Here is a 25,340-nt window from a genome sequence, read left to right as displayed (position 1 = left end):
GGGCGGACCGCTGCCTGGTCGGTACGCAGTCGCCGGCGGGACTCCTCGGCAGCGGCACAACCGCTCTCTGCTCCGTGGGATTACTGGGACAGGTCGCCGGGTGGGGTGAGCAGAGAAGCGGGGTCGGTGTTGGCGCCGCAGAGCACGACGGCGACGCGTTCGCCGGGGCTGGGCGTGTAGGAGGTCCGGGTCTGTTCGGGCTTCGGCGTGGTGTCGGGAAGGCTGCGGGGACAGGCGGTGAGGGCTGCGAGCGCGGTGGCCGCGCCGTGCTCGACGGCGATGCGGTGGTGTTCCCACAGCGCGTGGCGGGCGGTGACGATGGCGGAGTCGGGCACCAGCACGGAGTGCGTACGCTCCTGGCGCAGCGCGTGGAGCGCCATGCTGGTCGTGCGGCGGGCGCCGAGGGAGTCCGACGCGACGGAGTCCACGGTGACATCGACCAGCTCGCCGGCTTCGAGGGCGGCGTTCAGGGCTCGGCAGTTCTGGGGTTCGACGGCGATGGTGCGGATGCCGTGGTGCTGGGCCGCGGTGGCCACTCCGGCGAACAGGCCCCCGCCGCCGACGGCGACGACGACCGTGTCCAGGTCGGGTATCTGCCGGCGGATCTCGTCGAGAAGCGTTCCGGCACCGGCGGCGATCAGGGGGTGGTCATAGGCGTGGGAGGCCAGGGCGCCGATGTCTTCGGCGAAGGCTTCGCACGCGGCCAGGGCTTCCGCGTACTGCTCACCGACCAGGTGCACGGTCGCGCCGTAAGAACGGAGCTTGTCGACCTTCACGGTCGGGGCGTTGGCGGGCAGGAACACCGTTGCGGTAACGCCCTGGCGCCGTGCGGCCCATGCGCAGGCAAGGCCCGCGTTGCCGCCCGACGCTATGGTCACCCCGCTGTCGGGCAGGGTGCCCGCCTCTTGGTGGAAGCGGAGGAAGTTGACCGCGCCGCGGGCCTTGAACGACCCGGTGTGCTGGATGAACTCCAACGCGGCCCAGACCTGGCCGGACTCGCCTGGGTGCGCGGTGCGCATGGCGTCGAGATCCAGGGGTGCGACGGCGACCGGTCGCACGTGGCCCGTGATGCGGTCCGCGGCTGACTTGATGTCGCCGTAGGCGAGGTGGGGCATGGTGAGGCTCCTGGTCAGGGGAGGGGCCGGGCTCATTGAGCCGGGCGCCGGGCCGTGAACATGCGGCGGGCGCAGGCGGGTCGACGCGTCCAGAAGCGGTGGTTCCCGTGGAGCGCGGCCCAGACGAGAGCCCACCGGGTGATCAGCATGCGAGGCAGCCTAACGGCGTGCCGAGGCCCGGGGGAGGCCGGCACCGAAACCGCTATGCCTCCTGGCCCGGCGTGGTCTGGCCGGGACGCCGACCTGTTCTTGCCCGGAGACCGGGACGCCGCGCTGGAGTTGAGTAACACGGGAGCCGGGGCATTCAACGGACTCTCGGTATTCGGTCGCGGATCGCGGGCAAGAATTCGTTTGGCGGGCCCCTGCGACCGCTGGTACGTTTTCGGAGGCCGTGCGAGAGATGGAGGAGGTGGTACCCGTGAACGCAGTATCGACATGGGTGCTCCCCTCCGGGGTCACGGTCGGGCGGTAGGTCGTCCGGGAGCGCCGTTCCGTGCACTCCCGAAAGGGCACGACCATGCATTTCACTTCTGAGCAGCGTCTCGACGGCGACGTCGTCGAGCGTGAATTCACCCTCGGCGAGATACCCGGCATCCTGTGGACGCCCGCGTCCGCCACACCCGTTCCGCTGATCCTGCTGGGCCACCCTCCCCTGGGACTGCGCAAGATGTACCCCCGGCTGGTGGCCCGGGCCCTGCACTCCGCGGCGGAGGGCTTCGCCACGGCCACCATCGAGCTCCCCGGGAGCGGTGACCGGCCCCGGTGGGCCGCCGCCGAACAGGCTCGCGCCGACCTGCGCCGGGCACAGGCGGCCGGTCGGCCGGTGAGCGACGAGATCGCCGAGGCCGTCGTCCTCCCACTGGTCGACAGGGCGGTCCCGGAGTGGCGGGCCACTTTGGACGCCCTCCTGTCGCTGCCCGAGATCGGCGGCCCGGTCGGATACTCGGGGGGAGTGATCTCGATCGGCATCCGGCTTGCGGTGGTCGAGCCGCGCATCGTGGCCGCCGGATTGTTCGCGGGGAGTTTCGTGCCTCGCGTCATATTCGAGGAGGCCCGTCGGGTCACCATTCCCCTGCACGTCCTGCTGCAGTGGGACGACGAAGGAAATGACCGTCAGGCGGCCCTGGACCTGTTCGATGCCTTCGGCTCCCAGGAGAAGTCCCTGCACGCCAATATGGGCGGGCACACCGGCGTCCCGCAGGCGGCGGGGGACTTCGCAGCCCGGTTCTTCACGCGGCACCTGAAGAGCCCGAACTCCTAGGAGATCAGCGGACGGTGGGCCGGGTCGGCCAGGGCGTCTCGCGCCGCGGGCAGGTCCTCGCGCCGCTCCGCTGCTTGTTGCCGCTGGTTCCTGTCGACGTCGGCGGGGACCAGCGGTGCCCGAAGCGATGCCGGTGCCGCCTGCCTGCTCGGCGTCGTTGTCCGCCGCGGCGGGAGAGCGGTCGAGCGGTGGCGCCGGGCGGGGCTTCTTCCTCCGGCCCTCTTTGAGGAGGATTTCATGGGGAGGCGGTGCGGGCGTCTCCTGGAACCTCGCCGCATGTCTCGCGGTAGGTCACGCCCGGCAGATAGGTCTCCCACTCCTTCCGTGTCAGGCCGCCACCCGCCCGCTTGCACACCCATGCCGTCAGACGCCGCGTGTCCACGGGGTGGGCGAGGACACCGCCGTGCTCGCCCACGCTGCGCAGGGTGCGGCCGTCGGGACTGAAGGCGACGGCCACGACCCGGTCGCCGGAGGTCGGCAGCGCAGAGCCGAGGGGCTGGCCGGAGGGAAGATCCCAGAGCTGGACGGTGCCACTGTTCGTGGCGACGGCCAGCAGCGTGGCGTCGGGAGAGAAGGCCAGGGCGGTGACGGCGTCGGCGCTGCCCGCGCGGGAGACGCTCCGGGGAGCTGCGAGGATGCCGCGCTCGTGGGTGCCGTCGCCGTCCCACAGGGTCACCGCGCCGGTGCCGTCGCCGACGGCCAGGAACCGGCTGTCCGGACTGAAGGCGGGCACACCGGTCGCGTCCGCGGTGCGGGAGCCGGGGGCGATCCGCCCGGAGGGCAGTGTGTAGGTGCGCTGGGGTGTGGCGAGCAGCGCGCCGTCGGGGCGGACTGCCTGGGCGGGCGGCTGTTCGGACAGTGCGTAGGGGGAGCGGGGCGCCGAGTGGTGCTCTTCGGTCTGGCCGTCTGGGGCAAGACGCCGTCCCAGGGCCAGATCCCAGGTGTCGGCGGTGTCCATGCTGTCGCGTGTGATGAGCAAGCGGCGCCCGTCGCCGGTGAAGGCCAGCCCCGTCATCGGCAATCGGGCGGCGTAGGGCGGCTTGGGGTCGCGCGGGGTGGGCAGGGGCTCATCGGTGTGGACGTTCCACAGGGTCGGGACCCGGTAGTCCTTCTCCTCGTCGTCTGAAACCGTCGAGGTCCGGGCGTGCGCGAGGGTGCGGCCGTCCGGGCTGAGGGCGAACAGGGTGTGGCAGGTGTTGAAGGTGTCGTCCCCGGTGGGGCGTTGTTCCGGGCAGAGCAGGCCCGCTGTGCGGGCCAGGCGGCGGCCGTCCGCGACGCGGTAGGCCTCGGTGTAGAAGGTGTCGCCTGTGCGTCGTTCGAAGGCGAGGACGCTGCCGTCCTGGCTGAAGGCGCCCCGGACGGCGGGATCCTGATTCCAGTCGCTGCCCATCGCGGGGCCGAAGGACAGGCTGCGGACGACATAGTCCAGGCGGCGGCGCTCGGTCACGTAGCGGATGACACCCGCGGCCGGGTCGATGCGTAGTTGCCTGGGCACCTCGTTGTTCAGGGGGTGGCGGAAGACGGGCTGGTCGGGTGTGGCAAGCCGCCACATACGGATCTCGCGGGCGTCGGCCGCGACGACGAACTGCCCGTCGCCGGCGGCGGTCGCTTCGATCAGCCCTGGCTGGCGGATCTGTGCGCGCTCCTTGCCGGTCACCGGGTCCCAGAAGTGCAAGCCGTCGGTGTTGAGCGTCATGAGGGACTTGCCGTCCCCGGTGAACTGGAGGGATTTCGCCCCGCAGCCTCCGGGCAGGATCGTGGGCTGCCCGCGGTGGCCGGTGACGTCCCAGATCTGCAGGGGCAGGTCGCGGTCCGTACCGGGTTCTTCCCCAAGTCCCTCGGTGCACAGGGCCATGAGCTGGTTGTCGGGGCTCACCGTCCACTGCGGGTGGCGCACGACGGGGCGTTCGAAGAGGGTGCGGCCGGTGCGCGGGTCCCGCAGCGCGATGGTGTTCTGCGGGACATGGGGAGCGCTCGTCGTGTCCACGATGAAGCCGCCGTCGGGCGTGTAGCCGAGGACCTGTCTGAGCGCTTGGAGGTGCTCGTCGACCGGCCGGCCGGTCGTCAGGTCCCACGTACGGTCGCCTCCCGCAGGCCCGGCGACATCCTGGTCGAGCACGGCTCTGCGGCCGTCCGGCGAGAAGCCGTGGATGAGGTTCGTGGTCTTGGGGTCGAGGGGGATTTGGGGTCCGACGGGCTGGCGGGTGAGGACGTTCCAGGCGCGGAGACCGGTCGCGTCGGAGGTGACGGCGGTGCGGCCGTCCTGGCTGAGGACCACGGGGTTGCGCTGCGAGGGTGCGTTCCCGTCGGGCACGTCGTAGGTGTCCGACTCCTGCTGCGCGGAGGCCGTGAGCAGCCCTGAACGTGTTTCCGTCGTCGGTTTGAGGGACCAGGCGGCCAGGTTCAGGCGCATGGCGAGCGTCGGGTCCTGGGCCCGGGTGTTCTGGGCCAGCGCGGACAGCCGGCGGGCGGCCGCCTCCTGGCGCTGCTCCTGGGCCTTGCCACGTTCGCGTTGGCCGATCAGGTCCTGCTGCCAGGCGCTTGACCCGGCCAGGACCGTGAGGACGACGAGGACGGACAGGACGGAGGTCACCGCCCGGCGGGCCCAGCGGGTACGGGTGCGGGCCGCGCTGCTGGCGCGCAGGAATGCGCGCTCCGAGGGCGTCAGGTCCAGCAGTCCGCCGCCGCCGAACGCCTGCTCGGCCTCGGCGAGTTCGCCGCCGCGCAGCAGGGCCGCGTGGTCGCGGCGGCGGGTGTGCCAGTGGTGGCTGGCCTGGGTGAGGCGCCGATGGCGGCGCAACTGTTCGCGGTTGTCATCGATCCAGCCGCGCAGTCGGGGCCAGGCGGTGATGAGGGCCTCGTGGGTCAGGTCGACGGTGTCGTGGTCCAGCGTGATCAGACGGGCCCGGGCGAGCTTGTCCAGGACGGTGCGGGTGTCGGCGGGGGATCCGGTGTGCAGGACATGGGCGCGCTGAACGGGCCGACGGGTGTCGGGCGCGCCGTCGCCGGGGGCGACCAGGCCGAGCAGGATGCGGCGGGCGGCCCGCTCCTGGGCGGGAGTGAGCTCGGCGTAGAGGTCTTCGGCGGTTTGGGCGATGGCGCCGTGCAGCCCGCCGGCGGCGTAGTGGGCGGCCAGGGTCAGGGCGCGGCCGCGTCGTCGTCGCCACGTCTCGCGCAGGGCGTGGGAGAGCAGGGGAAGGCTGGCGGGTTCGCTGGCGACCTCTTCCACCAGACGATTGGTCAGCGCGCGTTCCACGACAAGTCCGGAGGCGGCGGCGGGCTTGACGATCGCCTCGCGCAGTTCCTTGGCGGTGAGGGGGCTCACGCGCAGGACGGCTTCACCGATGGCCGCGGCGAGGTCGGCGTGGGCGAGGCAGTGCGCGTGGAAGTCGGCGCGTACGCCCACCACCACGCGCAGCCGGCTGTCCGGTCGGCGCGCGGCCAGCAGGTGGGTGAGGAATTCCTCGCGCTCGCGGGTGTCGGCGCACAGGGTGAACAACTCCTCGAACTGGTCCACGATCAGCCAGGTTTCGCCCGGCTCGGGAGCTGGTTCCAGGAGGTGGCCGTGGGTGCGCATCGGGTGTGCGCCCGGTGTGAGGATGCGCAGCGCGGCGGCTCGGGGCAGCGGCGCCCAGGAGCGGCGCAGTCGCGGGACGAGGCCGGCGCGCAGCAGCGAGGACTTGCCGCTGCCCGAGGGGCCCAGGACGACGCTGAAGCGGTGCGCGGCCACCAGTTCGGTCAGCGCGTCGGTGAGATGGCCGCGGCCGAAGAAGACGGCCTCGTCCTCGGGTTCGAAGCGGGCCAGGCCCCGATACGGGGCGGTGCCCTCGTCGTGCGTGCGGGCGACGAGCCGCGCGAGGTGTTCCGCCTCGGCCCGCTGCCACAGCCGGGTCCACTGCTCGCGGTCGCCGCCGCACTGGGCGACGAATGCCAGCGCGACGGGCAGGGTCGGCAACCGGTCCCCGGCAGCGGCCTGGGAGAGGGCCGTCACCGAGTAGCCGGCCCGCGAGGCCATTTCCCGGTACACCGGCGTGCCGGCCTCCCGGCGCAGGGTGCGCAGTTCGTGGGCGAACCTCTGGACGGGCCCCGCCGCGGGATCGAGTTCCTTCTCTGGTCTGCCCACACCGCTCCCACCCAGTCGATCAAGCCCCGGCCAGCGTAGGAACCACCACTTCCACGCCACAAGAGCCCCATCGGCCACATGCGTCTCAGTTGTTCAGCCGTTCGGAAGGGGGCTGCTGAACAACTCCCGACCCGGTGAACTGCTGCTCGTCAGCGCCACGGTGTCGCCGGACGGCCGCCCCCTCCCCCTTGGGCGCGGGTGTGCCCCGGTGGCGCCGCGCCGCGCTTCGCAGGACCCGTGCGGGGCCCGCGAGGCGTGTACCGGCGCACACCACCCCCAGGAGGAACGCAGTTGTCCAGACGCATACGCAATCTCCAATGCAGCACCGGGGCCGCACCCCGTGCCCTGCTCACCATCACGGCCACCCTGTCGGTGGCTCTCGTCACGGGCCTGGTCGCGCCGGCCGTGACCACCGCCGCTGCGCGGCCCTCTGCCCCATCGGCCACCCCGGGTGCGCCGATCGCCGACCTCGCACAGGGCATGCGGCGGATCGAGCTCATCACGGGTGACCACGTGGTGGTGGGGGCCACGGGGCAGGTGGTGCGCTTCGAGCCCGCGAAGGGCCGTGAACGCATCCCCGTACAGGTCCAGCGGTTCCAGGGCCACACCCTGCTGGTGCCCGGCGACGCGCAGCGCCTGATCGCCGCGGGGAAGGTGGACCAGCGGCTCTTCGACGTGAAGGAGTTGACCAACCCGCTGCTGCGCCGGAGCCAGGGCGACGGACTCAACCTGATCGTGCAGTACGACGCGGGTGCTGCCGGAGCCGCGCGGGCCGTGGTGCGCTCGGCCGGTGACACGCAGGTGCGGCGCACGTTGCCCACCCTCAACGCCGACGCCATCCATACGTCGCAGGACGACGTGGCCAGGGTGTGGGAGACGCTGACCAGCCCGCAGAAGAGCGGCGTGCGCGCCACCGCCTCCGGCATCAGCAAGGTGTGGTTGGACGGGGTGCGCACGGCGAGCCTGGACCGCAGCGTCAAGCAGATCGGCGCCGACAAGGCGTGGGAGGCCGGGTTCGACGGCAAGGGCATCAAGATCGCCGTCCTCGACACCGGCGTCGACACCACCCATGACGACCTGAAGACCCAGGTCGTCGCCGAAAAGAACTTCTCCGCGTCCCCCGACACCGCGGACCACGTCGGACACGGCACGCACGTGGCCTCGATCGCCGCCGGTACGGGCGCCAAGTCGGGCGGGACGTACAAGGGCGTCGCTCCCGGCGCCAAGGTCATCAGCGGCAAGGTGCTGAACGACCAGGGCAACGGGGACGACTCCAGCATCATCGCGGGCATGGAGTGGGCCGCCGCCGAGGGCGCGGACGTGGTCAACCTCAGCCTCGGCAGCCCGGATTCACCCGGCGTGGACCCGATGGAGGAGATGGTCAACAAGCTGTCCGCCGAGAAGGGGATCCTGTTCGCCGTCGCGGCGGGCAACGAAGGCGAGGGGGGTGGCTCCACGCTGGACTCGCCGGGCAGCGCAGACGCCGCGCTGACCGTCGGGGCCGTCGACAAGAACGACAGGCTGGCGCCCTTCTCCAGCACCGGCCCCCGCGCCGGCGACGGCGCGGTGAAGCCGGATGTGACCGCGCCCGGCGTCGCCATCACCGCGGCCGCCGCCACCGGCAGCGCGATCGACACCCGCCCCGGTACACCGCACCCGGCCCCCGGCTATCTGCAGATCGACGGCACCTCCATGGCCACCCCGCACGTGGCGGGCGCGGCGGCGATCCTGAAGCAGCAGCACCCGGACTGGAAGTCCACCGAGCTCAAGGGCGCGTTGACCGCGTCCGCCAAGGGCGGCGACTACACTGCCTTCCAACAGGGCTCCGGTCGTATCCAGGTCGACAAGGCGCTGAGCCAGAGCGTGATCGCCGATCCGGTCTCGCTGAGCTTCGGCACGGCGCAGTGGCCGCACACCGACGACCAGCCCCTCACCAAAAAGGTCGGCTACCGCAACCTCGGGACCAGCGACGTCACCCTTGACCTGGCGGTGTCGGCCCTGGACCCGGCGGGCAGGCAGGCCCCGGCGGGGTTCTTCGCGCTCGGTGCCACCAAGGTGACCGTGCCCGCCGGCGGCAGGGCCGAGGTCGATCTGACCGCCGACACCAGGATCGGCGGCGCCGACGGCACCTACTCGGGCTATGTCACCGCCGTGGGAGCAGGCCAGTCCGTTCGCACGGCCGCGGTGGCCGTGCGCGAGGCGGAGTCCTACGACCTGACCCTGAGGACCATCGACCGCGACGGCTCGGACGCGCGGAACTTCACCAGCACCCTGATCGGCGTGTCCGGCTTGGGCAAGGGCTTCCAGGCCCGCATCGCCAACGAGCCCGGTACCCACAAGATCCGCGTGCCCAAGGGCTCGTACACGTTCAACGCGGCCGTCTACCAGGACCCGTCGGACCTCACGAAGGGCACCGACTGGATCGCCCAGCCCAAGCTGGACGTCTCCGGCGACACCACGGTGACCGCCGACGCGCGCACCACCAAGCCGGTGGACATCACCGTGCCCGGCCTCAACACGGCCGACTACGCCGGGACTTACTACGAGCGCGCGACCGAGATCGGCAACGTCGGCAACGGCTGGGTCCTGAGAGGGTTCACCAACTTCCGGACCGCCCACATGGGTCCGGCCGTCACCGACGGCTCGCTCCTGCAGACCTGGGACGCGCACTTCCTCAAGGACGCCACCTCCCAGTACTCGGTGGCCTTCGGCGGCAGGACGCAGAAGGCCGCCACCGGCTACACCAAGCACGTGAAGGCGGACGAGCTGGCGACAGTCAAGGTCGCCATCGGCGCTTCCGCTCCCGGCAAGACCGCCCTTGTCTCTCCGTTCTCGCATCTGCCGGGCGCGCCGGAAGGCACCGGGTACTCGGCGCCGCAGCCGGCGCCGGGTACGCGCACCCTGTACGTCTCCACGGCCGACGGCGTCACCTGGCTGACCAGGCTCAACCAGCTGGGCGAGCCGGGCCGGGGAGGCTATCCCGCCTTCGACGGGGCCTACGAGATGCCTGAGCCGAAGCGCTACGAGACGGGCAGGACGTACCAGGAGACCTTCAACACCGGCGTCTTCGGCCCGCTCCTGGGCGCGAAGGCGGGCGTCTTCCGCACCGCCCCCGACCCGGCCACGGGCGAACAGCAGCTCGTCGGCTCCCTGCCGCTGTTCGCCGACGGCACGGGGCATACGGGCTTCACGACGTACACGTCGGCCACGTCGGTGCTGTACCGCGACGGGGTCAAGGTGGGCGAGAACAACGACCCGTTGAGCGGCCAGGAGCCCTTCCACGTCGACGCGGCCGACGCCGAGTACCGGCTGACGACCTCCGTCGAGCGTTCGGCGAAGGTCGCCGCGGCCACCACCCGCGTCGACACCAGCTTCACGTTCCGCTCCCAGCAGGTCACCGCGACCACGGCTCTGCCGGTGTCCACGGTCCGCTTCGCGGTTCCCGTCGACCTCGCCTCGCGCGCCCCCGCGGGCAAGTCGGTCCAGGTCCCCGTCACCGTGCAGGGCGCGGCGGCGGGCCGGAATCTCGGATCGCTCACCGTGTCCGTCAGCTACGACGACGGGAAGACCTGGCAGCTCGTGAAGGTCGAGAACGGCAGGATCACCGTGAAGAACCCGGCGAAGGACAAGGGCATCTCGTTCCTCGCCGATGTCACGGACAAACAGGGCAACCGCTCGACGCTGACGATTCACAACGCGTACTACGGCAAGTGACGATCCCGGCATGACCGCGATGTGCTGGAAAGCGTTCAAGGACGCTTTCCAGCACATGTGTTCCCGACGGGTACGACGCCCGGCGCGAGCGGGCGTGCAGCATGGGGCCCGTATGGGCCCGTCCGCTCGCCGCCGGGCTAACGCCCCCAGAGCGCGGGCATGGGGCGGCGCTAGTACAACGTTGGCGAGGGATGAGATCCTTTCCATGCCTGGGGTGCTGCTCGCCGGAGGCCTGCGCGGCCGACGGACGGGCACCGGCATCCTGCACTCTGCCCGTGCCGCCACCTCCTGAAGGGCTCGCATGCACGCCAACGAGCACAGCCGTACCAACGACACCAGGCGGCAGCCCGGCCTCGCGCCGGCGCGGGCGCAGGCCCCAGCCCACCCCATGCCGGTGGGGCTTCCTTCTCTTCAGGCGGGGGCGGGCAATGCGGCCGTCGTGCAGATGCTCCGTCAGGCGGGCCATCGCTGGACGCCGGAGCGGGCGGGGGAGGCCCGGACGGACTCCGCGCAGATACGGCAGGTGCAGCGCAAGCGGGCTGCTGTTCTTCAACGAGTACCGCAGGAGGAGTCGGCCGAGCGGATGGCCGCGCCGGCCGCGGCCGGGCCCGTCGAAGCCCTGGCCCCTTCCGGACAGGCGGAAACCGAGCTGCCGAACGAGCCCCAGTACCTGCTGCAGATCCAGGTGAGCAAGACCAGCAGGACCCACCGAACCGAATTCTCCGGGGGAGGCTTCGGCCACGCCTGGGTCGCGCTGTACAAAAAGGAGCCGGGCCGCAAGGCGCACTGCACCACGTACGGGTTCTTCCCGGCGCAGAGGATCAACGCGGCCGGTGCGCTCAAGACCGTGCGCGGTGAGGTGAGAACGAACTACGACCAGCCGTCCGAGGCGACCGCGAAGCTGGACCCCGTCGGTCTCACCGAAGGGCAGGCCCAGAAGGTCCGGGAGTACGCGCGGGCCAATCGGGACTACAACTTGGCTACCTACAACTGCACCAGCTTCGCCCGCGGCCTGTACAAGGCCGCCACCGGCCTCGATGCCCCGGGACTGAGACTGCCGCTTCTGGAGAACCCGAACCTGCTCCAGGACGCCATCAAGCAGTTCAACGAGGAGCGGAAGGTTGCCCGGAAGGGGCCGCACATCAAGGTGGCGGACGACAGCGACAGCGAGACGGAGTCGGAGCCGGACGAGGTCTGGGAGAACCACCGAAAGGCCCCGGTGCTCGCCGTCGCCGCTCCAGCGGCTGCCGCCGCACCCCAGGGCCCGCGTTTCGAGCTGGAGTGAGCGGGCTTCGGCCGGCCTCGAACCGCGGGGTCGGGTGGCCGTCCGCGGTGGGCAGCGCCCGGTGGCGGAGCGTGGCGCGCGGTTCCCGGTGTGATCAGGTAGGCAGGAAGGGTGACCAAGGAAGCGAGCGACCCTTTCGTGCACGTGCGCGGTGCCAGTGAGAACAATCTGCGGAACGTCGATGTCGACGTGCCACGGGACGCGATGGTCGCCTTCACCGGCGTTTCCGGTTCGGGCAAGTCCTCGCTCGCGTTCGGCACGCTGTACGCGGAAGCCCAGCGCCGCTACTTCGAGTCCGTGGCACCGTACGCCCGGAGGCTGTTGCAGCAGGTCGGTGCGCCGCACGTCCAGGAGATCACGGGGCTGCCGCCCGCCGTGGCCCTGCAGCAGCGGCGCGGGTCACCCAGCTCGCGCTCGACGGTCGGGACGATCACCACGCTGTCCAATCTGCTGCGCATGCTGTACTCCCGCGCCGGCACGTACCCGCCCGGGGCCGCCCGGCTGGAGGCCGAGTCGTTCTCACCGAACACCGCGGCCGGGGCCTGCGCGGAGTGCCACGGCCTTGGCGTGGTGCACGACGTGGCCGAGGACCTGCTGGTCCCGGACCCCTCGCTGAGCATCCGCGAGGGCGCCATCGCGGCGTGGCCGGGCGCCTGGCAGGGCGCCAACCTGCGCAGCATCGTGAGCGGCCTGGGCATCGATGTCGACCGGCCGTGGCGCAGGCTCAGGAAGAAGGACCGCGACTGGCTGCTGTACACGGACGAGCAGCCCTCCGTGTACATCGAGCCGGAGGAGGGCCGCATCGACTACGGCTACCAGGGCACGTTCTGGAGCGCCCGCAAGCACGTCATGCACGTCCTGGCGGACTCCAAGAGCGAGAGGATGCGCGAACGGGCGCTCCGGTTCGTGCGGAGCGTGCCCTGCCCCGAGTGTCACGGCAGCGGACTGCGGCCGGAGGCGCTCGCCGTGACCTTCGCCGGATGTTCCATCGCCGAGATCAATGCCATGCCGTTCACCGAGGTGGTCCCGCTGCTGCGGCCCGTCGCGAGACGGTCCGAGGCCGGCGCCACCACGGCGACCGCCCGGTCCGGTGAGACGACCGAGGTCGCGGTCCGGATCTGCGGCGATCTCGTCGCTCGCGTCAACGTACTGCTCGATCTCGGCCTTGGATATCTCAGCCTCGGGCGCCGCTCGACGTCCCTGTCACCCGGCGAGGCGCAGCGCCTGCGGATCGCCACGCAGCTGCGCTCGGGGTTGTTCGGCGTCGTCTACGTCCTCGACGAGCCCTCCGCGGGCCTCCACCCGGCGGACGCCGAACCGCTGCTCGACGTCCTGGACCGCCTCAAGGCGGCGGGCAACTCGCTGTTCGTCGTGGAGCACGACATGGACGTCGTACGGCGGGCGGACTGGGTGGTCGACATCGGTCCCGGCGCGGGGGAGGGCGGCGGACGCGTGCTGTACAGCGGCCCGGTCGCCGGTCTTGAGCGGATCGGGGAGTCGGCCACGAGCCGGTACCTGTTCGGGCGCGCCGAGCCGCTCGACCACCGCCCGCGCACCCCGCACGGTTGGCTGCGTCTGCGCGGCGTCTCCCGCCACAATCTGCGCGACGTCTCCGTCGAGGTGCCGCTGTGCGTGATGACGGCGGTGACGGGCGTGTCCGGCTCCGGAAAGTCGACGCTGGTGACGCAGGTGCTCGCCGAGGTCGTCCGCGGCCACCTCGGGCTCGTACCCGAGGGGCCCGACGAGGCGCTGCTGGAGGTCGACGTCCAGGAGGCGTCGGGCGTCGAGTCGTTCGACCGGCTGGTCCTGGTCGACCAGCGCCCCATCGGCCGCACCCCACGGTCGAACCTGGCCACGTACACCGGCATGTTCGACGCGGTGCGCAAGCTGTACGCGGCGACGGACGAGGCCAGGGTGCGCGGCTATGGGGCCGGACGGTTCTCCTTCAACGTCCCCGAAGGACGGTGCGAGACCTGCCAGGGCGAAGGCTTCGTCGCGGTGGAACTGCTGTTCCTGCCCGGCACGTACGCGCCGTGCCCGGACTGCCATGGTGCTCGGTACAACGCCGAGACGCTGGAAGTCACCCATCGGGGCAAGAACATCGCGGATGTGCTGGCGCTCTCCGTCGATGCCGCCGCCGAGTTCCTGTCCGGCGTCCCGGCCGCCTCGCGCAGCCTGGAGACGCTGCGCGAGGTGGGACTGGGGTACCTGCGTCTTGGCCAGCCGGCGACGGAACTCAGCGGCGGTGAGGCGCAACGCATCAAGCTGGCCACCGAACTGCAACGGGCTCGCCGCGGGCACGCCCTCTACCTGCTCGACGAGCCGACGGCGGGGTTGCATACCTCGGACATCGCACTGCTGCTGCGGCAGTTGCACCGGCTCGTCGACGCGGGCAACACGGTCGTACTCGTCGAGCACGACCTGGACACGATCGCCACCGCCGACTGGGTCATCGACCTCGGGCCGGGCGGTGGCGACGCGGGCGGCCGGGTGGTCGTGGCGGGCCCGCCGGTCAAGGTGGCGAAGTCCCGCCGCAGCGCGACCGCGCCCTATCTCGCGGCCCGGCTTGCGCGTTCCTGAACCCGACAGCTTCCGAGGCAGGGGAGCGGGGCCGTTCCTCGGCCGATGATCAGGGCTGGCTCGCGATCCGCCGAGCGAGCTGGTCGAGGAACTCCTGCAAACTGGGCGCGGCGACCTCGAAGTCGTCGAACCAGGAGGGCGTGGTGGACTTCCAGACTTGTCCGCTGTCTCCGATCGCGAACAGATGGCCCCCGCCGTCGCTGGCGAAGACCAGGGCGATGAATTCACCGTCAATGGGAGCGGGGCCGTAATCGCGGAAGTGACCCGCCGCCATCGCAGGGGAGTGGATGAAGTACCCGCTGTCGACGTCGGGCAGGGAAGCCTCGCTGATCACCCAGTAGAGCGTGGTCAGGTCGGAGGGAATCGGGGTCAGGTCCACGAGCGCGCTTGTCGCCGCATGGGTGTCCTCGGTTGCGAGCAGCCCCGTGTTGTCGCCGGGCGGGAAGCCGTGTGTCGGGAGAAAAGACTGCATCAGCCGCGTCAGCATCGCGTCGGCCTGCTCCCACCAGGACCGGACCCACTCCGCGTCGAGCCGCTCACCAGGCACGCATCCCCCTCAACCGTTTTCGTAGGAACCCGTCGGCGCGAGTCGCCAAGAAAACATCGGGCCCCCCGAGGCCTACGAGGTCCATCCTGCCTTGCAGGGCACAGTGGCACGGGTGTCGGGGAGGGGGCGGAGAGCCTCAGGGCTTGAGGGCGCCGACGAAGCGGTACTGGTTGCCCTCGTCGCCGCGCGCCGTGGGCGGCCCCAGCTCGACCAGGGCCATCGACCGGTCGGACGGCTCGCCGGTGTCCGGCGCGAAAGCGATTTCCCCGCTGACACCGCGCACCTTGTAGGTGCCGTTGGTCTGACCGAGCAGATCGAGGACCGTGCTGGGAGTGACCTTGTCCGTGCCGTAGGTGTCCATCGCTCGGCGGGCGGCTGTGCCGATCGTGTAGACGGCGTCGTGCCCCACCATGGCCTGCCCGTTGGTGAGTGCCCCCGCGCTCCCGCTGCGCAGTTCGAGGAAGCGGCGCTGGAAGTCGGAGAACGGGCCCCGCTCCTGGCCGCCGTACATCTGCGCGGGGGCGTCGGGGTGGGCGTACGCCGTGTAGTACGCCTTGAGGCCGCTGGCGTTCCAGCGGCGGGCCAGCTCCGCGAGTTCGGCCGTGCCGGAGGCTCGGCTCGTGTCGAAGTACAGGCCGACCGCGCTGGATCCGGAGAGCACACGCACGGGACAGCTACGCCGGTTCTCACCCGCCGCCTCGATGAAGCTGCGCAGCTCCCGCCCCCGCGCGGCGAAGTAGACGGCGTCCGGGGTGGCTCCGGTGACGCAGATCTTCTCCGCGACCACCCGCAGCGCGTTGCCCCCGCCCTGCGCCGCGCCGGAGGTGAAGGGGACCACCGTCTCGACCTTGAGCCCGACACGCTGGGCGGCCGCCATGAACCCGGTGTACAGGGAGGCGTTGTAGATGTCGCCAGCCTTGTTGTCCTTGACGACCTGCAGCCGGTATCCGGGGTGCTTGTCCTGCTGTTCCTTGAAGTAGCGGGCCGCGGCGGAGGCCTGGGCATCGGCGGGGAAGGACACCCGGAAGAAGCCGGGCGCCTTGGACCTCATCTCGTCCCCGGCCACCGTCGCGCCCACGATCGGCATGCCGGCGGTGCGCAGCTTGTCGACCGCGGCCAGTGTGCGGGCGTTGCTCTGCCCTATCCCGGCGACGGCGACCAGATGCTGCTCGTCCTTCATCTTGAGGAGTTGCTCGACCACCTCGTCGGCGTACGCGTCGTCGCGCCCGGTGTTGGCCAGGAGCAGCCGCACCCTCGGCAGGGTGCCGCGCTCGCTGTTGATCTCCAGCTGGGCAATGTGGGCCCCGGTGACCGCATGCCGCGTGCCTTCGGGGCCCCGGTCCTCGGTGCCGCCGGACATGGATTCCAGGTAGGCGATGGTCACGGACTTCTCGCCGGACTTCTCGACTTTGCGGTTCTCGTCCAGGATCTGGCCGCTGATGTCGCCAAGGGCGGGAAAGGCGAACGAGCCGTCGCTCACTCCGACGCACTCGCCGCGGGCCCGCTTGGCGACGCCCCGCGCGCAGTCGGTGTCCGGCTCGAAGGCATGGAGGAGGACGACGGCGATCAGCACCGCGCACGCCGCGCCCAGCGCGGACCACAAGACCCTGTGGCTCGGGCGCCGGGGAAGATCGATCGTCGCACGGCTCATCACCAGGGCTCCTCCTTGTACTGCTGGGCCTTGTCCTGCAGCACGTTCGCCCAGGCGACGCGCTCGGTGTGCGCGGCCGCGAGGGTGTGGAACCGGGCGTAGACCTCCCCGAAGAGCGAGGCGTAGGGGTCGCCCAGCGGGTCGCGGTAGGGATCGCCCACCCGGTCCGTGGCCGGGTCGTCGGCCGGCTCCGGCGCTATCCAACTCGCCGCCAGGAGCCGGGTGATCGTACGCAGCCGCGGCGCGGTGTCCTCGCGCAGGAGCCGCACCAGAGCCTCGTACTGCTCCCAGGGCTCGCTGCCCGGAGCGCTGAGCTCGGACGGCAGGGGCGCGCGGCGCAGCCTGCACAGTGCGGCGCACCATTGCTCGGGGGTGTCCTGCTCGAAGATCGTGTCCAGGTGGGCCGCGGCCGCGGCGAGATCACCGCAGGCCAGCGCGTGATAGGCGGCCAGCCCCGGCTCTCCTCTGGTCGCTGCCTCCGCACGTAACCCGGCGTGCAGCGCGGTTGGGTCCTCCAGGGCGTTCAGCAGCAGGCGGCGCAACAGCGGGTGCGGGGTGCCCGGGGGCCGTCGGCCAGAGGATCGCCGGTGTCGATGTGCATGGTGCGCAGCCGGTCCCTGGCGAACGCCCGGAACTCCTGGCCCAGATGGGCCGCCGCCTCGGTCTCGCTCTGCAACCAGTGGGCGACCACGGCCTGCGCCAGGTCCGGCGCGGCCGCGGCCCTGGCCAGTGCCGGACGCAGACCCTGGGGCGGGTCGATGGGCAGCAGCCGGTCGCGGAGGCCGCGGACCAGTTCGGTCGACGGCTGCAACGCCCGGCGCAGCCGTTCCTCCCAGGGCGCCGAGGGCTCGAAGCCGTGCAGCGCTCCCAGGAGGCGGGCGGTCGCCGCGGGCTGCCCCCGTGTGATCTCGTACACCGCCCAACCGAGCCAGCGCGCCCCGGCGTTGCCCCGGGGCGGGGGAGCGGCCGTCGACTGGAAGACCTCCTTGGCCTGCTGATCCACCTCGCTCCGCGTCAGGTCGCGCAGCCGCCCCACCCGCAGCCCTGCCGTCACCTCCTGCGGATCGAAGCCCGTGCCGGCGCCCCACGCCCCGGGGTAGCCGTCGGCGGCGTACTGCCATCCGAAGTCGACGTCCTGGAGCGCCCGCGGGTAGCTGCCCGCCATGGCGAGGACCACCAGCGGGTCGCGGTCGCAGCCGCGTCGCTCCTGGACCAGGAGGCGCAGTACCTCGCCGCCGAGTGGGTTGTCGGCGTTGTCCAGGAGGACCAGGCAGCGGACCGCCCAGTCCTTCCGGACGTAGGAGCGCCGCAGTTCCTGGAGGAAGACTCCGCACACGATGCGTTCGGTGACGGCGCGGTCCTCGGCCGAGGCGGAGTGGTAGGCGAGGTTGAGCTCGACCAGGATGTCCAGGGCCGAGGTGACGGCCGAAGCCCGCCGGATCCTGGACAGGCGGCGCAGCACCTGACCATGGCGCAGGACCCGCTCGATGGTCGGCACAACCCTGAAGACCTCCATGAACGGCGACGGCAGCCCGGCGAGCGTTCCGGCGGTCTGCCCGACCTGGACGACGTGCGGCAGCCAGTGGGAGGGCGGACCGGCGAGTTCCTGACTCAGCTGACGACGGGCCACGGCCCGGTCCTGGCCGTCGAGTTCGAGCGCGAGCGCCGCGCACATCAGCCGGAAGGCGGGCAGGGAGATGCGCGGCACATGCTTCTTGCGGGGCTCGAGGTCGTACGCCACGGCCTTGAGCACATCCACCGGGCCCTGATCATGCCGGGCCAGTTCGGCGAGGTCGAGCCGGGCCACCGCGCCGACCGCGGCCCACTGCCCGATCGCCCGCAGCAGAGTCGTCTTCCCACTGCCCCGCGGTCCGAGCAACAGCGTAACGGGCACGTGTTCGTCGGCCCCGCCGCTCGTTCCGGGCAGCAGCAGCGACTCGGTGTAACTCAGCACCGACCGGTCTCGCTCGGACTCACCCGCCCAGTCCTGCGGCATCGGCCCCCCCCGGGGATGGGCGCCACCCCGTTGTGGCACCAGCGAAGGGACAATGCATCCGGGACGCACGTGGGTTGCAACCCCCGCACGGAATTACGGGACAGACGTCCGCGCCGAACCGGAGTGATCATCCCGCCGCCCAGACGGTTGAACAACTACGCGGCTGGACAACGGAGTTGGCCTTGAACCACCCGACGCGAGCATGCGCGGAGGGGCCCGTGACACCTCCCGTTCCGTGGTCAGCCCTCGACGAAGGCCGAGCGTTGACCACTCAGCCGATGGGCGGACGGCGACCGGCCCAGGGGTGGGTGAGTTCGAGGGTGCGGGACACCTGGAGCAGGAGGTCCTCCCGCCAGGGCGCGGCGACGATCTGGACGCCGACGGGCAGGCCGGTGGCCTCGTCGTGGTGGAGGGGCAGGGAGACGGCCGGCTGCCCGGTCACGTTGAACACGGACGTGAACACCCCCATCGGATAGCTGTTCACCAGTGCCCTCAGCGGATCGTCTTCGGTGCCCGCCCGCCAGGCGCCGATGAGCGGCGGGAGGCAGGCCATGGTCGGCGTGACGAGGAGGTCGAACCCGGCGACGAAGCCCTCGACGATACGACGCGACAACTGCTCGGTCTTCTTCACCTTTTCCGCGTAGGTCCATGAGTCGGTCGCTCGTGCCGCGTCACGCAAGGCGCGATTGTGCGGCTCGATACGGTCGGGCTCCGCGAGCGCGATTCCGGCGCCGCCCACGTTCCACAGGGCAGTGAACGCCGAGACCAACTCGTCGGCCGGGGGCAGCGGAAGGGGTGTGTCGACCAGGTGGTGGCCGGCCGATTCGAGGGTGTGGAGGGCGACGTCGACGGCTGCGATACACGCGGGGTGCACGCGTATCCCGTCGACCGGGGAGTCGATGAGCGCGCCGATCCGCAGCCCGGTCGGCATGTCCCTCTCCAGCGCGGTGGTGAAGGGGGTGCGCGGAGTCGGGGGCGACCACCACGCGGCCGGGTCGTGGCGCGCCAGGACGTCGAGTGCCGCGGCGGTGTCCGCCACCGAGTGGGTGAGCACTCCACTGGTGCCGAAGCCTTCCACCTCCACGACGACATTGGTGACCAGGCCGCGGGTGGGTTTGAGGCCGACGAGGCCGTTGCACGACGCGGGGATGCGGATCGACCCGCCGCCGTCCTCCGCGTGGGCGATGGGCGCCATTCCGGCGGCGACGGCGGCTCCCGCTCCGCTCGACGAACCGCCGGGTGTGCGGTCCGGATTCCACGGACTGCGCGAGATGCCCAGGGCCTCGCTCTCGGTGAAGGGCAGGCTGCCGAACTCGGAGGTGGTGGTCTTGCCGAGCAGGACGAAGCCCGCGTCCACGAAGCGTCGTACGACCGGGTCCGATGCGTCGGCCGGTGCCCGCCCGGCACCGGCGGACCCATGGGTCGTGGGCCACCCGGCGACGTCGACAAGGTCCTTGACCGGCAGCGGCACGCCGTGGAACGGCGGGAGATCCTCGGGTGAGGTGGCCCGCACCACGGCGTCGGCCGCGGCGGAGGCGGCCTTGCGGACGTCGTCGTCGGCGCGGTGGCAGAAGGCGTTCAGGCGGGGGTCGAGCTCATCCATCCGGTCGAGGAAGCAGTCGGCCACCTCGACCGGACTCACCTCCTTGCGACGGATGGCGGCGGCGAGTTCGACGGCTGGCGTGAACGGATCGATGGGTGCGTGCATGACGGGCGATCCCCTTCGGTGCTGAGCTGGCAGGAGCCGTCAGTGTGTTCGCGCCTTCGGCATCGCGTCTTGGAAAAATGTCGCGTAGCTTGCCGGTATGCGATCCGCCGAACGGGCCCACGACGCAGCGGCGTTGTGGGACATCGCCACTCCGTCGCGGAGCGGCCGGCTGCCGGGTGTGAGCATGGCCGGATTCCGCGCTCGTACCACCGACCCCATCGACCTCGGTGTGGTCCCGTACCCGGCTGTTACCGTGGCCGTCGACCTCGGGGCCGCGCCGCTCGCCGTCGATGACGTCAGCGGTAGGCGGCAGAACGGCAGCGTCGTCCTGGGGCTTGCGTCCGTCGGGGTACGAGGGCGCGGCCGGGACGTCGAGTGCCTGCAGTTGCGCCTTTCCCCGCCGGTCGCGCATGCGGTGCTGGGCGCCGGTGCGGAGCTGGGTGCCACCGTGGTCTCGCTCGACGACCTGTGGGGCCGCGAAGCAGCGCGTACGCAGGACCAGTTGCGCGACGCGAGGTCGTGGGAGGAGCGGTTCGCGCTGGCGGAGGCCGCTCTTCTGCGACGATACGAGGCAGGCCGAGCCGTCGAGCCCGAAGTCGCCTTCGTGTGGCGGCAGATGGTGGCGAACCTGGGAGGGGTTCGGGTCGAGGCGCTGGCGGCCGAGGTCGGCTGGAGCCGCAAGCGCCTGTGGTCCCGGTTCCGGGCCCAGATCGGGCTCCAACCCAAGCGTGCCGCCCAGCTCGTCCGTTTCGATCACGCCGCTCACCGTCTGGCCGCGGGCCACAGCGCCGCACAGGTGGCAGCGGAGATCGGCTACGTGGACCAGTCCCATCTCCACCGGGATGTGGTGGCCTTCGCCGGGGTGACGCCCACGGCCATCGGGATCGCGCCGTGGCTCGCGGTCGACGACGTCGCGTGGGACGCCCCCGCATACCTGTCCACGTCCTGACCGATGGCCCGGACCCGGCTTCGGGGCGTGCGGGCGGGGAAGCGGGCACGGGGAACATTTCTACAAGACGCCCGGTGGCGGGCCGGTGACACTGCGAGCATGACCCAGGACCGGAATGACTCCCCACTGCTGCGGCTTGACCGGCCGCGGTACGGCGTTGACGCTCCAGCGTTCCCGGCGCTGCTCGGCGCTGTCGGCGCGGCCTGCTGCCTGGCAGGCGCCCGGCGGCGGGCAGGCCGGAAGACCATGCTGACCGCGGGGACGGTGATGATCGCCCAGACCGGGATCTACTTGCACACCACACTGCACGGCAAGCTGCGGATCTGGCAACGGGAGCTGGACCGGGCCCGGTTGAGAGGCGACGAGCAGCTGCTGGACATGGGGTGCGGCCGAGGCGCGGTGCTGATCGAGGCGGCCAAGAGGCTCCCGAAGGGCCACGCCGTGGGCGTGGATCTGTGGTCCGGGACGGACCAGAGTGGCAACCGGCCCGAGATGACGCTCGCCAACGCCGCCGCGGCCGGGGTCGCCGACCGGGTGGACGTCCGCACGGCCGACATGACCGCGTTGCCGTTCGCGGACGGCTCCTTCGACGTGGTGACGAGTGCGCTGGCCATCCACAACATCCCGTCGGCGGAGGGACGGTACCGCGCGGTGGACGAGGCGATGCGGGTGCTGCGTCCGGGCGGCCGGCTGATCGTCGCCGATTTCTGGCCCATGGCCAGGAAGTACGCCACGCACATCGGCCAGGGCACCCTGCGCGGGCTCGGTCCCGGGTACTGGTACGGCGGTCCGCACCTCGGCGTCACACTGCTTCACGTGGTCAAGGAGAGCTGATGCGCTGACCGCACGGGTTCACGGGGGCAGGGTTGGCGCCGGCATTCTGCGGCACCGTGGAGCCAGCCAGAGCCTGGCGGCCCTGGACGGTTCGCGCGGGGAGGATGCCTGCCTCCCCGCGCGCGGCGATCCACTCGCGGGCGCGCGTGACGGGCACCTGGCGGGCCGTGAGTGTCACGCCCCGGCCAGTCTGCGGGCGGCTTCCTTGAGGGCGACCCGGGCGGCGGGTGTGCCTGCCGGCGTCTGCCAGTACGGGTGGGCGGCGATGAGCCGGGACAGTCGCAGCAGCTGTCGGCGGTGGACTGCCGCGCCGTCTGCCGGGCCGGCGGCGAGCTGCTTGTAGGTGACGTACCAGGTGGTCTGGGCTTTCAGGAGGTCGTGGGGGAAGGCGGGGCGATCCATGCCCGAATTAGAGCGCATGTTCGAATTGCTTGCCAAGTCGCGACCTCCAGTTCTCCGCGGCCGGGCCCGGCGGGACCGCATTTTCCGCGGGCGGGGAACGGGACAGCGGGGTTTCACTGGTCGGTGGCCGAGGCCCGTTGGGTGAGGAAGGAGTCGAGATGGGTGAAGACCGTCTCGGGGTTCTCGCGGGTGGGCAGGTGTCCTGCGCCGGGGACGACTTCGAATCGCGCGTGGGGGAACGCGGCGGCGTAGGCGCGGCCGAAGTCGGGGGTGACGACCGCGTCGTCGGCGCCCCAGATCACCAGTACCGGGCAGGTGACGGTGGAAAGGCGCGGCAGCATGCCGGCGTCCGCCATGGACGGTCCGGCGTAGGCGCGCAGGGCGGCCATCGCCTGCTCGGTCGGTCCGCCCTGCGGCACCGGAGCGGGTGGACCGGCGGGCACGGTGATCTGCTGGCCGGGTATGACGGGGCCGATGGCGTCCATGAGGACAAGCTGGGAGATCCGGCCCTCCCGGTCGTCCAGGACGGTCTGGGTGGCGACCCAGCCGCCGAAGGACGTACCGATCACCGTCACGTCGTTCAGTCCGAGGTGACCGAGCAGATCCAGGTAGGCGGCGGCGAGTGCCGGTACGGAGTCCAGATCGTCGGGCCGCGGGGTGGCGTCCCAGCCCGGGTGAGTGGGCGCCACCACCCTGTGATCCGGTGCGAGGTGGTCGATCAGGGCCGCGATGCTGGACGGGCCGGGGCCGCCGTGCAGGACGAGGACCGGGCTGCTGCCCGTGCCGACCTCGCGCACTTCGAGGTCCAGGCCGGGGCGTAGCGGGATGGTGCGCCGATGGGGCGTCGTCATGGGTTCCTCCCGAAGGGGCTGAGGGGGTGGGTTCGGAGATTCGGGGGAGCGGTGGCCGCCGGGCCTTACACGGCTGCCGGGCCGGAGGTGAAGAACGCGACCGTCTGCTCCAGGCCCTCCGTGCCGAACATCGTGTCCAGGTTGGCGGCGGACTCGGCGGCGGACGCCTCGCTGCGCGGGAAGAGGGCCTCCTCGTACGCGGCCAGGGCGGCTTCGGTGTCGCCGCGATGTGCGGCGATGGCCAGGGCAAGTTCGGCGCCGTCGAACATGGCGAGGTTGGCGCCCTCCCCGGCGAAGGGGGACATCACGTGAGCGGCGTCACCGAGCAGCGTCACGCCCGGGACACGGTCCCAGCGATGCCCCACAGGCAAGGCGTGAATACGGCGCGGGGTGATCGTCTCCGCGTCGGCGACCAGGGCGCGCAGGCCCTCGTCCCAGCCCTTGAAGTGGGCGAGGACCGCGGCCTTGGCGGCTGCGTGGTCGGTGAAGTCGACCGTGTCCAGCCAGCCCTCGTCGATCTTGAGCGCCGTGTAGACGTGGAGACTGCCATCGCTCTCCCGGTGCGCAAGGACACCGCGTTCGTCCCCCAGGGCGAGGAAGAATCCGCCGCCGATGAGCGTGGCGCTGCGCGGGTGGCGGGTGTCGGCGTCGAACAGGTCGGTCTCGACGAAGGAGATGCCGGTGTAGGCGGGCCAGGCCTCCGAGACCAGTGGCCTGATACGGGACCAGGCGCCGTCCGCGCCGATCAGGAGATCGGCGGTGATGGCCGAGCCGTCGGCGAACGTCACCTCGTGCCGCCCGTCGCCCAGCGCCCGGGCCCCGGTGACCTTCCGTCCCCAGTGGATCGTGCCGTCGGGCAGGGAACCCAGCAGCAGGTCCCGCAGGTCGCCACGGTCCACCTCCGGCCGGTCGCCGGCGCCGTCGTCCTCCTCGGCCAGATGTACCGTGCCGTCCGAGCCGAGCAGGCGCATGGACTGGCCACCCTCATGGATGATCTTGAGGAAGTCGTCGTGGAGGCCTGCGGCGTGCAGCGCCTTCTGCCCGTTGTTCGTGTGGATGTCGAGCATCCCGCCCTGCGTACGGACCGCCGCCGACGCCTCCAGCTCGAAGACCGCCGACTCAATGCCGTTGACGTGCAGGACGCGAGAGGCGGTCAGGCCACCAAGACCTGCGCCGACGATCGCGATCGGGAAATGGTTGGTGCTCATGGGGCCTCCGAGAGCAGTAGCGGAACGCTTCTGTCCGCCGAGTCGGCCCCACCGACGTCGCCAAGCTCCTGGGGAAGGTCGGCATGGACGTGATCGGCAGGCAATGGCTCGGCCACACACAAGACCGTAGCGAACATGTTCGTTGCGAACAAGTTCGCTACGTCTTGTGCGGCGGCCAGGGGCGGCGGGAGAACTGCTTTCAACCAAGCGGCGGCCGTCGGCAGGGCGGGGCGAACCCGCCCGGAACTCAGCCTCCTGCGCCAGGAACGGGTGTGTGCACGATGCCGTTGACCAGGACGTCGAAGCTCCAGCGGATCCTGTCCGACACCGAGCCGCCGATCAGGGTGGGCATGTGCGCGGCGATCGCCGGATGCGTGGCGACGTCCACGGCGTGCAGCGCTCGCACGGTGGCGTTCCAGTCGTCCTCGGAGGCGGGATCGTGCTCACGCGTCGCGTGCTCGGCGGCGGTGGCTGTCGCGTCCTGGAGCAGTTTGTCCACCCCCCAGGCGACCTGCTCGCGCCCGGCGCCGCTTTGTGAGAGGAGATCGAGGATGCGCTCCACCAGGCGCAGGTAGTTCTCGCCGCTCGGGCGTGCGACGAGCGCGGCCCGCGCCAGCTGCGGGTGCTCGAACAGCACCTGGGTATACGACGTCATGACGGCACGCAGCTGCTCGCGCCAGCCCTCACCTCCGTCCCGCCCGGTCAGATCGACCTCGCCGAGCAAGAAGTCCAGAACGGCCGCGTGCAGCTCGGCGGTGTTGGCGATGTAGACGTACAGGGACGCCGGGCCGGTGTCCAGCTCCTGCGCCAGGCGGCGCATCGTGACCTTCCCCAGCCCCTCTGCCCGCATGAGCCGCACGGCGGTGTCCACAATCCAGCGCCGGGACAGGGCGGGCTTCGCCGGACGCTCCCGGCGGCTGATCGGCTCTCTTCGCGCACTCATAACCCGATCGTAACGAACGTGTTCGCATGGCGGGATGTGCCCGGTCCGCCGCTCCCGGCCCCTGGCCCCTTGCCCTGGAAGGACCTGGAGGAGCGATCCCCTCACTTCCGCGGCCGGTCAGATCGCCATAGCCCGGATCACCATCAAGGCCGTATGAACCCACCCCACCGGTC

The 25,340-nt window shown here is 71.3% G+C and carries 17 protein-coding genes; 6 read left to right on the top strand and 11 right to left on the bottom strand.

Going from position 1 to position 25,340, the window contains the following annotated elements; genetic code table 11:
* Positions 1-80: 80 nt before the first annotated feature.
* On the bottom strand, positions 81-1,115 hold the full coding sequence (locus DT019_RS21750) for a threonine/serine dehydratase (RefSeq protein WP_114038545.1): 1,035 nt from the start codon (positions 1,113-1,115) through the stop codon (positions 81-83).
* Between the two features lie 517 nt (positions 1,116-1,632).
* Between DT019_RS21750 and DT019_RS21745 the strand changes: the two genes are divergently transcribed.
* Positions 1,633-2,376 carry an alpha/beta hydrolase gene (locus tag DT019_RS21745; protein WP_114038544.1) on the top strand — a complete coding sequence of 248 codons (744 nt, stop codon included), beginning with the start codon at positions 1,633-1,635 and terminating at the stop codon, positions 2,374-2,376.
* Positions 2,377-2,611: 235 nt separating this feature from the next.
* Here the strand turns inward: DT019_RS21745 and DT019_RS21740 are convergent, their stop codons facing one another.
* Complete coding sequence (locus DT019_RS21740; RefSeq protein ID WP_114038543.1) at positions 2,612-6,499, bottom strand: NACHT and WD repeat domain-containing protein; 3,888 nt, start codon at positions 6,497-6,499, stop codon at positions 2,612-2,614.
* Positions 6,500-6,790: 291 nt separating this feature from the next.
* Between DT019_RS21740 and DT019_RS21735 the strand changes: the two genes are divergently transcribed.
* The 3 genes from DT019_RS21735 (at position 6,791) to uvrA (ending at position 14,078) form a co-directional block, all read left to right on the top strand.
* Positions 6,791-10,213 (top strand): S8 family peptidase, encoded by a 3,423-nt coding sequence (locus tag DT019_RS21735; RefSeq protein ID WP_223279701.1) that lies wholly within the window; start codon positions 6,791-6,793, stop codon positions 10,211-10,213.
* Positions 10,214-10,514: 301 nt separating this feature from the next.
* Positions 10,515-11,498 (top strand): hypothetical protein, encoded by a 984-nt coding sequence (locus DT019_RS39695; RefSeq protein ID WP_189389806.1) that lies wholly within the window; start codon positions 10,515-10,517, stop codon positions 11,496-11,498.
* A 111-nt stretch (positions 11,499-11,609) separates the two neighbouring features.
* Entirely contained in the window at positions 11,610-14,078 is a 2,469-nt protein-coding gene (uvrA, locus tag DT019_RS21725) for an excinuclease ABC subunit UvrA (protein ID WP_114038542.1), read from the top strand.
* Between the two features lie 49 nt (positions 14,079-14,127).
* Here uvrA and DT019_RS21720 read toward each other — a convergent pair whose 3' ends face one another.
* The 5 genes from DT019_RS21720 to DT019_RS21705 form a co-directional block, all read right to left on the bottom strand.
* On the bottom strand, positions 14,128-14,625 hold the full coding sequence (locus DT019_RS21720; RefSeq protein ID WP_114038541.1) for a hypothetical protein: 498 nt from the start codon (positions 14,623-14,625) through the stop codon (positions 14,128-14,130).
* Between the two features lie 136 nt (positions 14,626-14,761).
* A complete protein-coding gene (locus tag DT019_RS21715; protein ID WP_114038540.1) occupies positions 14,762-16,276 on the bottom strand; it encodes an ABC transporter substrate-binding protein in 1,515 nt (504 codons plus the stop codon).
* Positions 16,276-16,818, bottom strand: a complete 543-nt coding sequence (locus DT019_RS40350; RefSeq protein WP_223279700.1) for a hypothetical protein — start codon at positions 16,816-16,818, stop codon at positions 16,276-16,278. Before DT019_RS40350 ends, DT019_RS21715 begins: the two co-directional genes overlap by 1 nt.
* Positions 16,800-18,272, bottom strand: a complete 1,473-nt coding sequence (locus DT019_RS21710; protein WP_223279699.1) for a hypothetical protein — start codon at positions 18,270-18,272, stop codon at positions 16,800-16,802. The genes DT019_RS40350 and DT019_RS21710 overlap by 19 nt, the downstream gene beginning before the upstream one ends.
* 271 nt (positions 18,273-18,543) lie before the next feature.
* Complete coding sequence (locus DT019_RS21705; protein WP_114038539.1) at positions 18,544-19,980, bottom strand: amidase; 1,437 nt, start codon at positions 19,978-19,980, stop codon at positions 18,544-18,546.
* A 97-nt stretch (positions 19,981-20,077) separates the two neighbouring features.
* Between DT019_RS21705 and DT019_RS21700 the strand changes: the two genes are divergently transcribed.
* Both DT019_RS21700 and DT019_RS21695 read left to right on the top strand, forming a co-directional pair.
* Positions 20,078-20,929 (top strand): helix-turn-helix domain-containing protein, encoded by an 852-nt coding sequence (locus DT019_RS21700; RefSeq protein WP_223279698.1) that lies wholly within the window; start codon positions 20,078-20,080, stop codon positions 20,927-20,929.
* A 99-nt stretch (positions 20,930-21,028) separates the two neighbouring features.
* Entirely contained in the window at positions 21,029-21,763 is a 735-nt protein-coding gene (locus tag DT019_RS21695; protein WP_114038538.1) for a class I SAM-dependent methyltransferase, read from the top strand.
* 174 nt (positions 21,764-21,937) lie between these two features.
* On the opposite strand, the gene DT019_RS21690 is transcribed toward DT019_RS21695, so the two are convergent.
* The 4 genes from DT019_RS21690 to DT019_RS21675 all read right to left on the bottom strand — a co-directional run bounded on the left by DT019_RS21690 (position 21,938) and on the right by DT019_RS21675 (position 25,167).
* Positions 21,938-22,165, bottom strand: coding sequence for a hypothetical protein (locus DT019_RS21690; RefSeq protein ID WP_114038537.1), 228 nt, complete (start codon positions 22,163-22,165; stop codon positions 21,938-21,940).
* Positions 22,166-22,278: 113 nt separating this feature from the next.
* Positions 22,279-23,016 (bottom strand): alpha/beta fold hydrolase, encoded by a 738-nt coding sequence (locus DT019_RS21685; protein ID WP_114038536.1) that lies wholly within the window; start codon positions 23,014-23,016, stop codon positions 22,279-22,281.
* Positions 23,017-23,081: 65 nt separating this feature from the next.
* A complete protein-coding gene (locus DT019_RS21680; RefSeq protein ID WP_114038535.1) occupies positions 23,082-24,224 on the bottom strand; it encodes an FAD-dependent oxidoreductase in 1,143 nt (380 codons plus the stop codon).
* Between the two features lie 247 nt (positions 24,225-24,471).
* A complete protein-coding gene (locus DT019_RS21675; protein WP_114038534.1) occupies positions 24,472-25,167 on the bottom strand; it encodes a TetR/AcrR family transcriptional regulator in 696 nt (231 codons plus the stop codon).
* Positions 25,168-25,340: the final 173 nt, after the last annotated feature.

This window comes from Streptomyces sp. SDr-06 (assembly GCF_003324565.1).
Classification (GTDB): Bacteria; Actinomycetota; Actinomycetes; order Streptomycetales; family Streptomycetaceae; genus Streptomyces.
Note: the sequence above shows the minus strand (reverse complement) of the source record. Positions and strands in the feature narration are given on the sequence as shown.

What these genes read in the sequence shown, in the direction of transcription:
- DT019_RS21750 (WP_114038545.1), bottom strand. Translation starts at nt 1,115, where the DNA reads ATGCCCCACCTCGCCTACGGCGACATCAAGTCAGCCGCGGACCGCATC.
- DT019_RS21745 (WP_114038544.1), top strand. Translation starts at nt 1,633, where the DNA reads ATGCATTTCACTTCTGAGCAGCGTCTCGACGGCGACGTCGTCGAGCGT.
- DT019_RS39695 (WP_189389806.1), top strand. Translation starts at nt 10,515, where the DNA reads ATGCACGCCAACGAGCACAGCCGTACCAACGACACCAGGCGGCAGCCC.
- DT019_RS21715 (WP_114038540.1), bottom strand. Translation starts at nt 16,276, where the DNA reads ATGAGCCGTGCGACGATCGATCTTCCCCGGCGCCCGAGCCACAGGGTC.
- DT019_RS21710 (WP_223279699.1), bottom strand. Translation starts at nt 18,272, where the DNA reads ATGCCGCAGGACTGGGCGGGTGAGTCCGAGCGAGACCGGTCGGTGCTG.
- DT019_RS21705 (WP_114038539.1), bottom strand. Translation starts at nt 19,980, where the DNA reads ATGCACGCACCCATCGATCCGTTCACGCCAGCCGTCGAACTCGCCGCC.
- DT019_RS21700 (WP_223279698.1), top strand. Translation starts at nt 20,078, where the DNA reads ATGCGATCCGCCGAACGGGCCCACGACGCAGCGGCGTTGTGGGACATC.
- DT019_RS21695 (WP_114038538.1), top strand. Translation starts at nt 21,029, where the DNA reads ATGACCCAGGACCGGAATGACTCCCCACTGCTGCGGCTTGACCGGCCG.
- DT019_RS21690 (WP_114038537.1), bottom strand. Translation starts at nt 22,165, where the DNA reads ATGGATCGCCCCGCCTTCCCCCACGACCTCCTGAAAGCCCAGACCACC.
- DT019_RS21685 (WP_114038536.1), bottom strand. Translation starts at nt 23,016, where the DNA reads ATGACGACGCCCCATCGGCGCACCATCCCGCTACGCCCCGGCCTGGAC.
- DT019_RS21680 (WP_114038535.1), bottom strand. Translation starts at nt 24,224, where the DNA reads ATGAGCACCAACCATTTCCCGATCGCGATCGTCGGCGCAGGTCTTGGT.
- DT019_RS21675 (WP_114038534.1), bottom strand. Translation starts at nt 25,167, where the DNA reads ATGAGTGCGCGAAGAGAGCCGATCAGCCGCCGGGAGCGTCCGGCGAAG.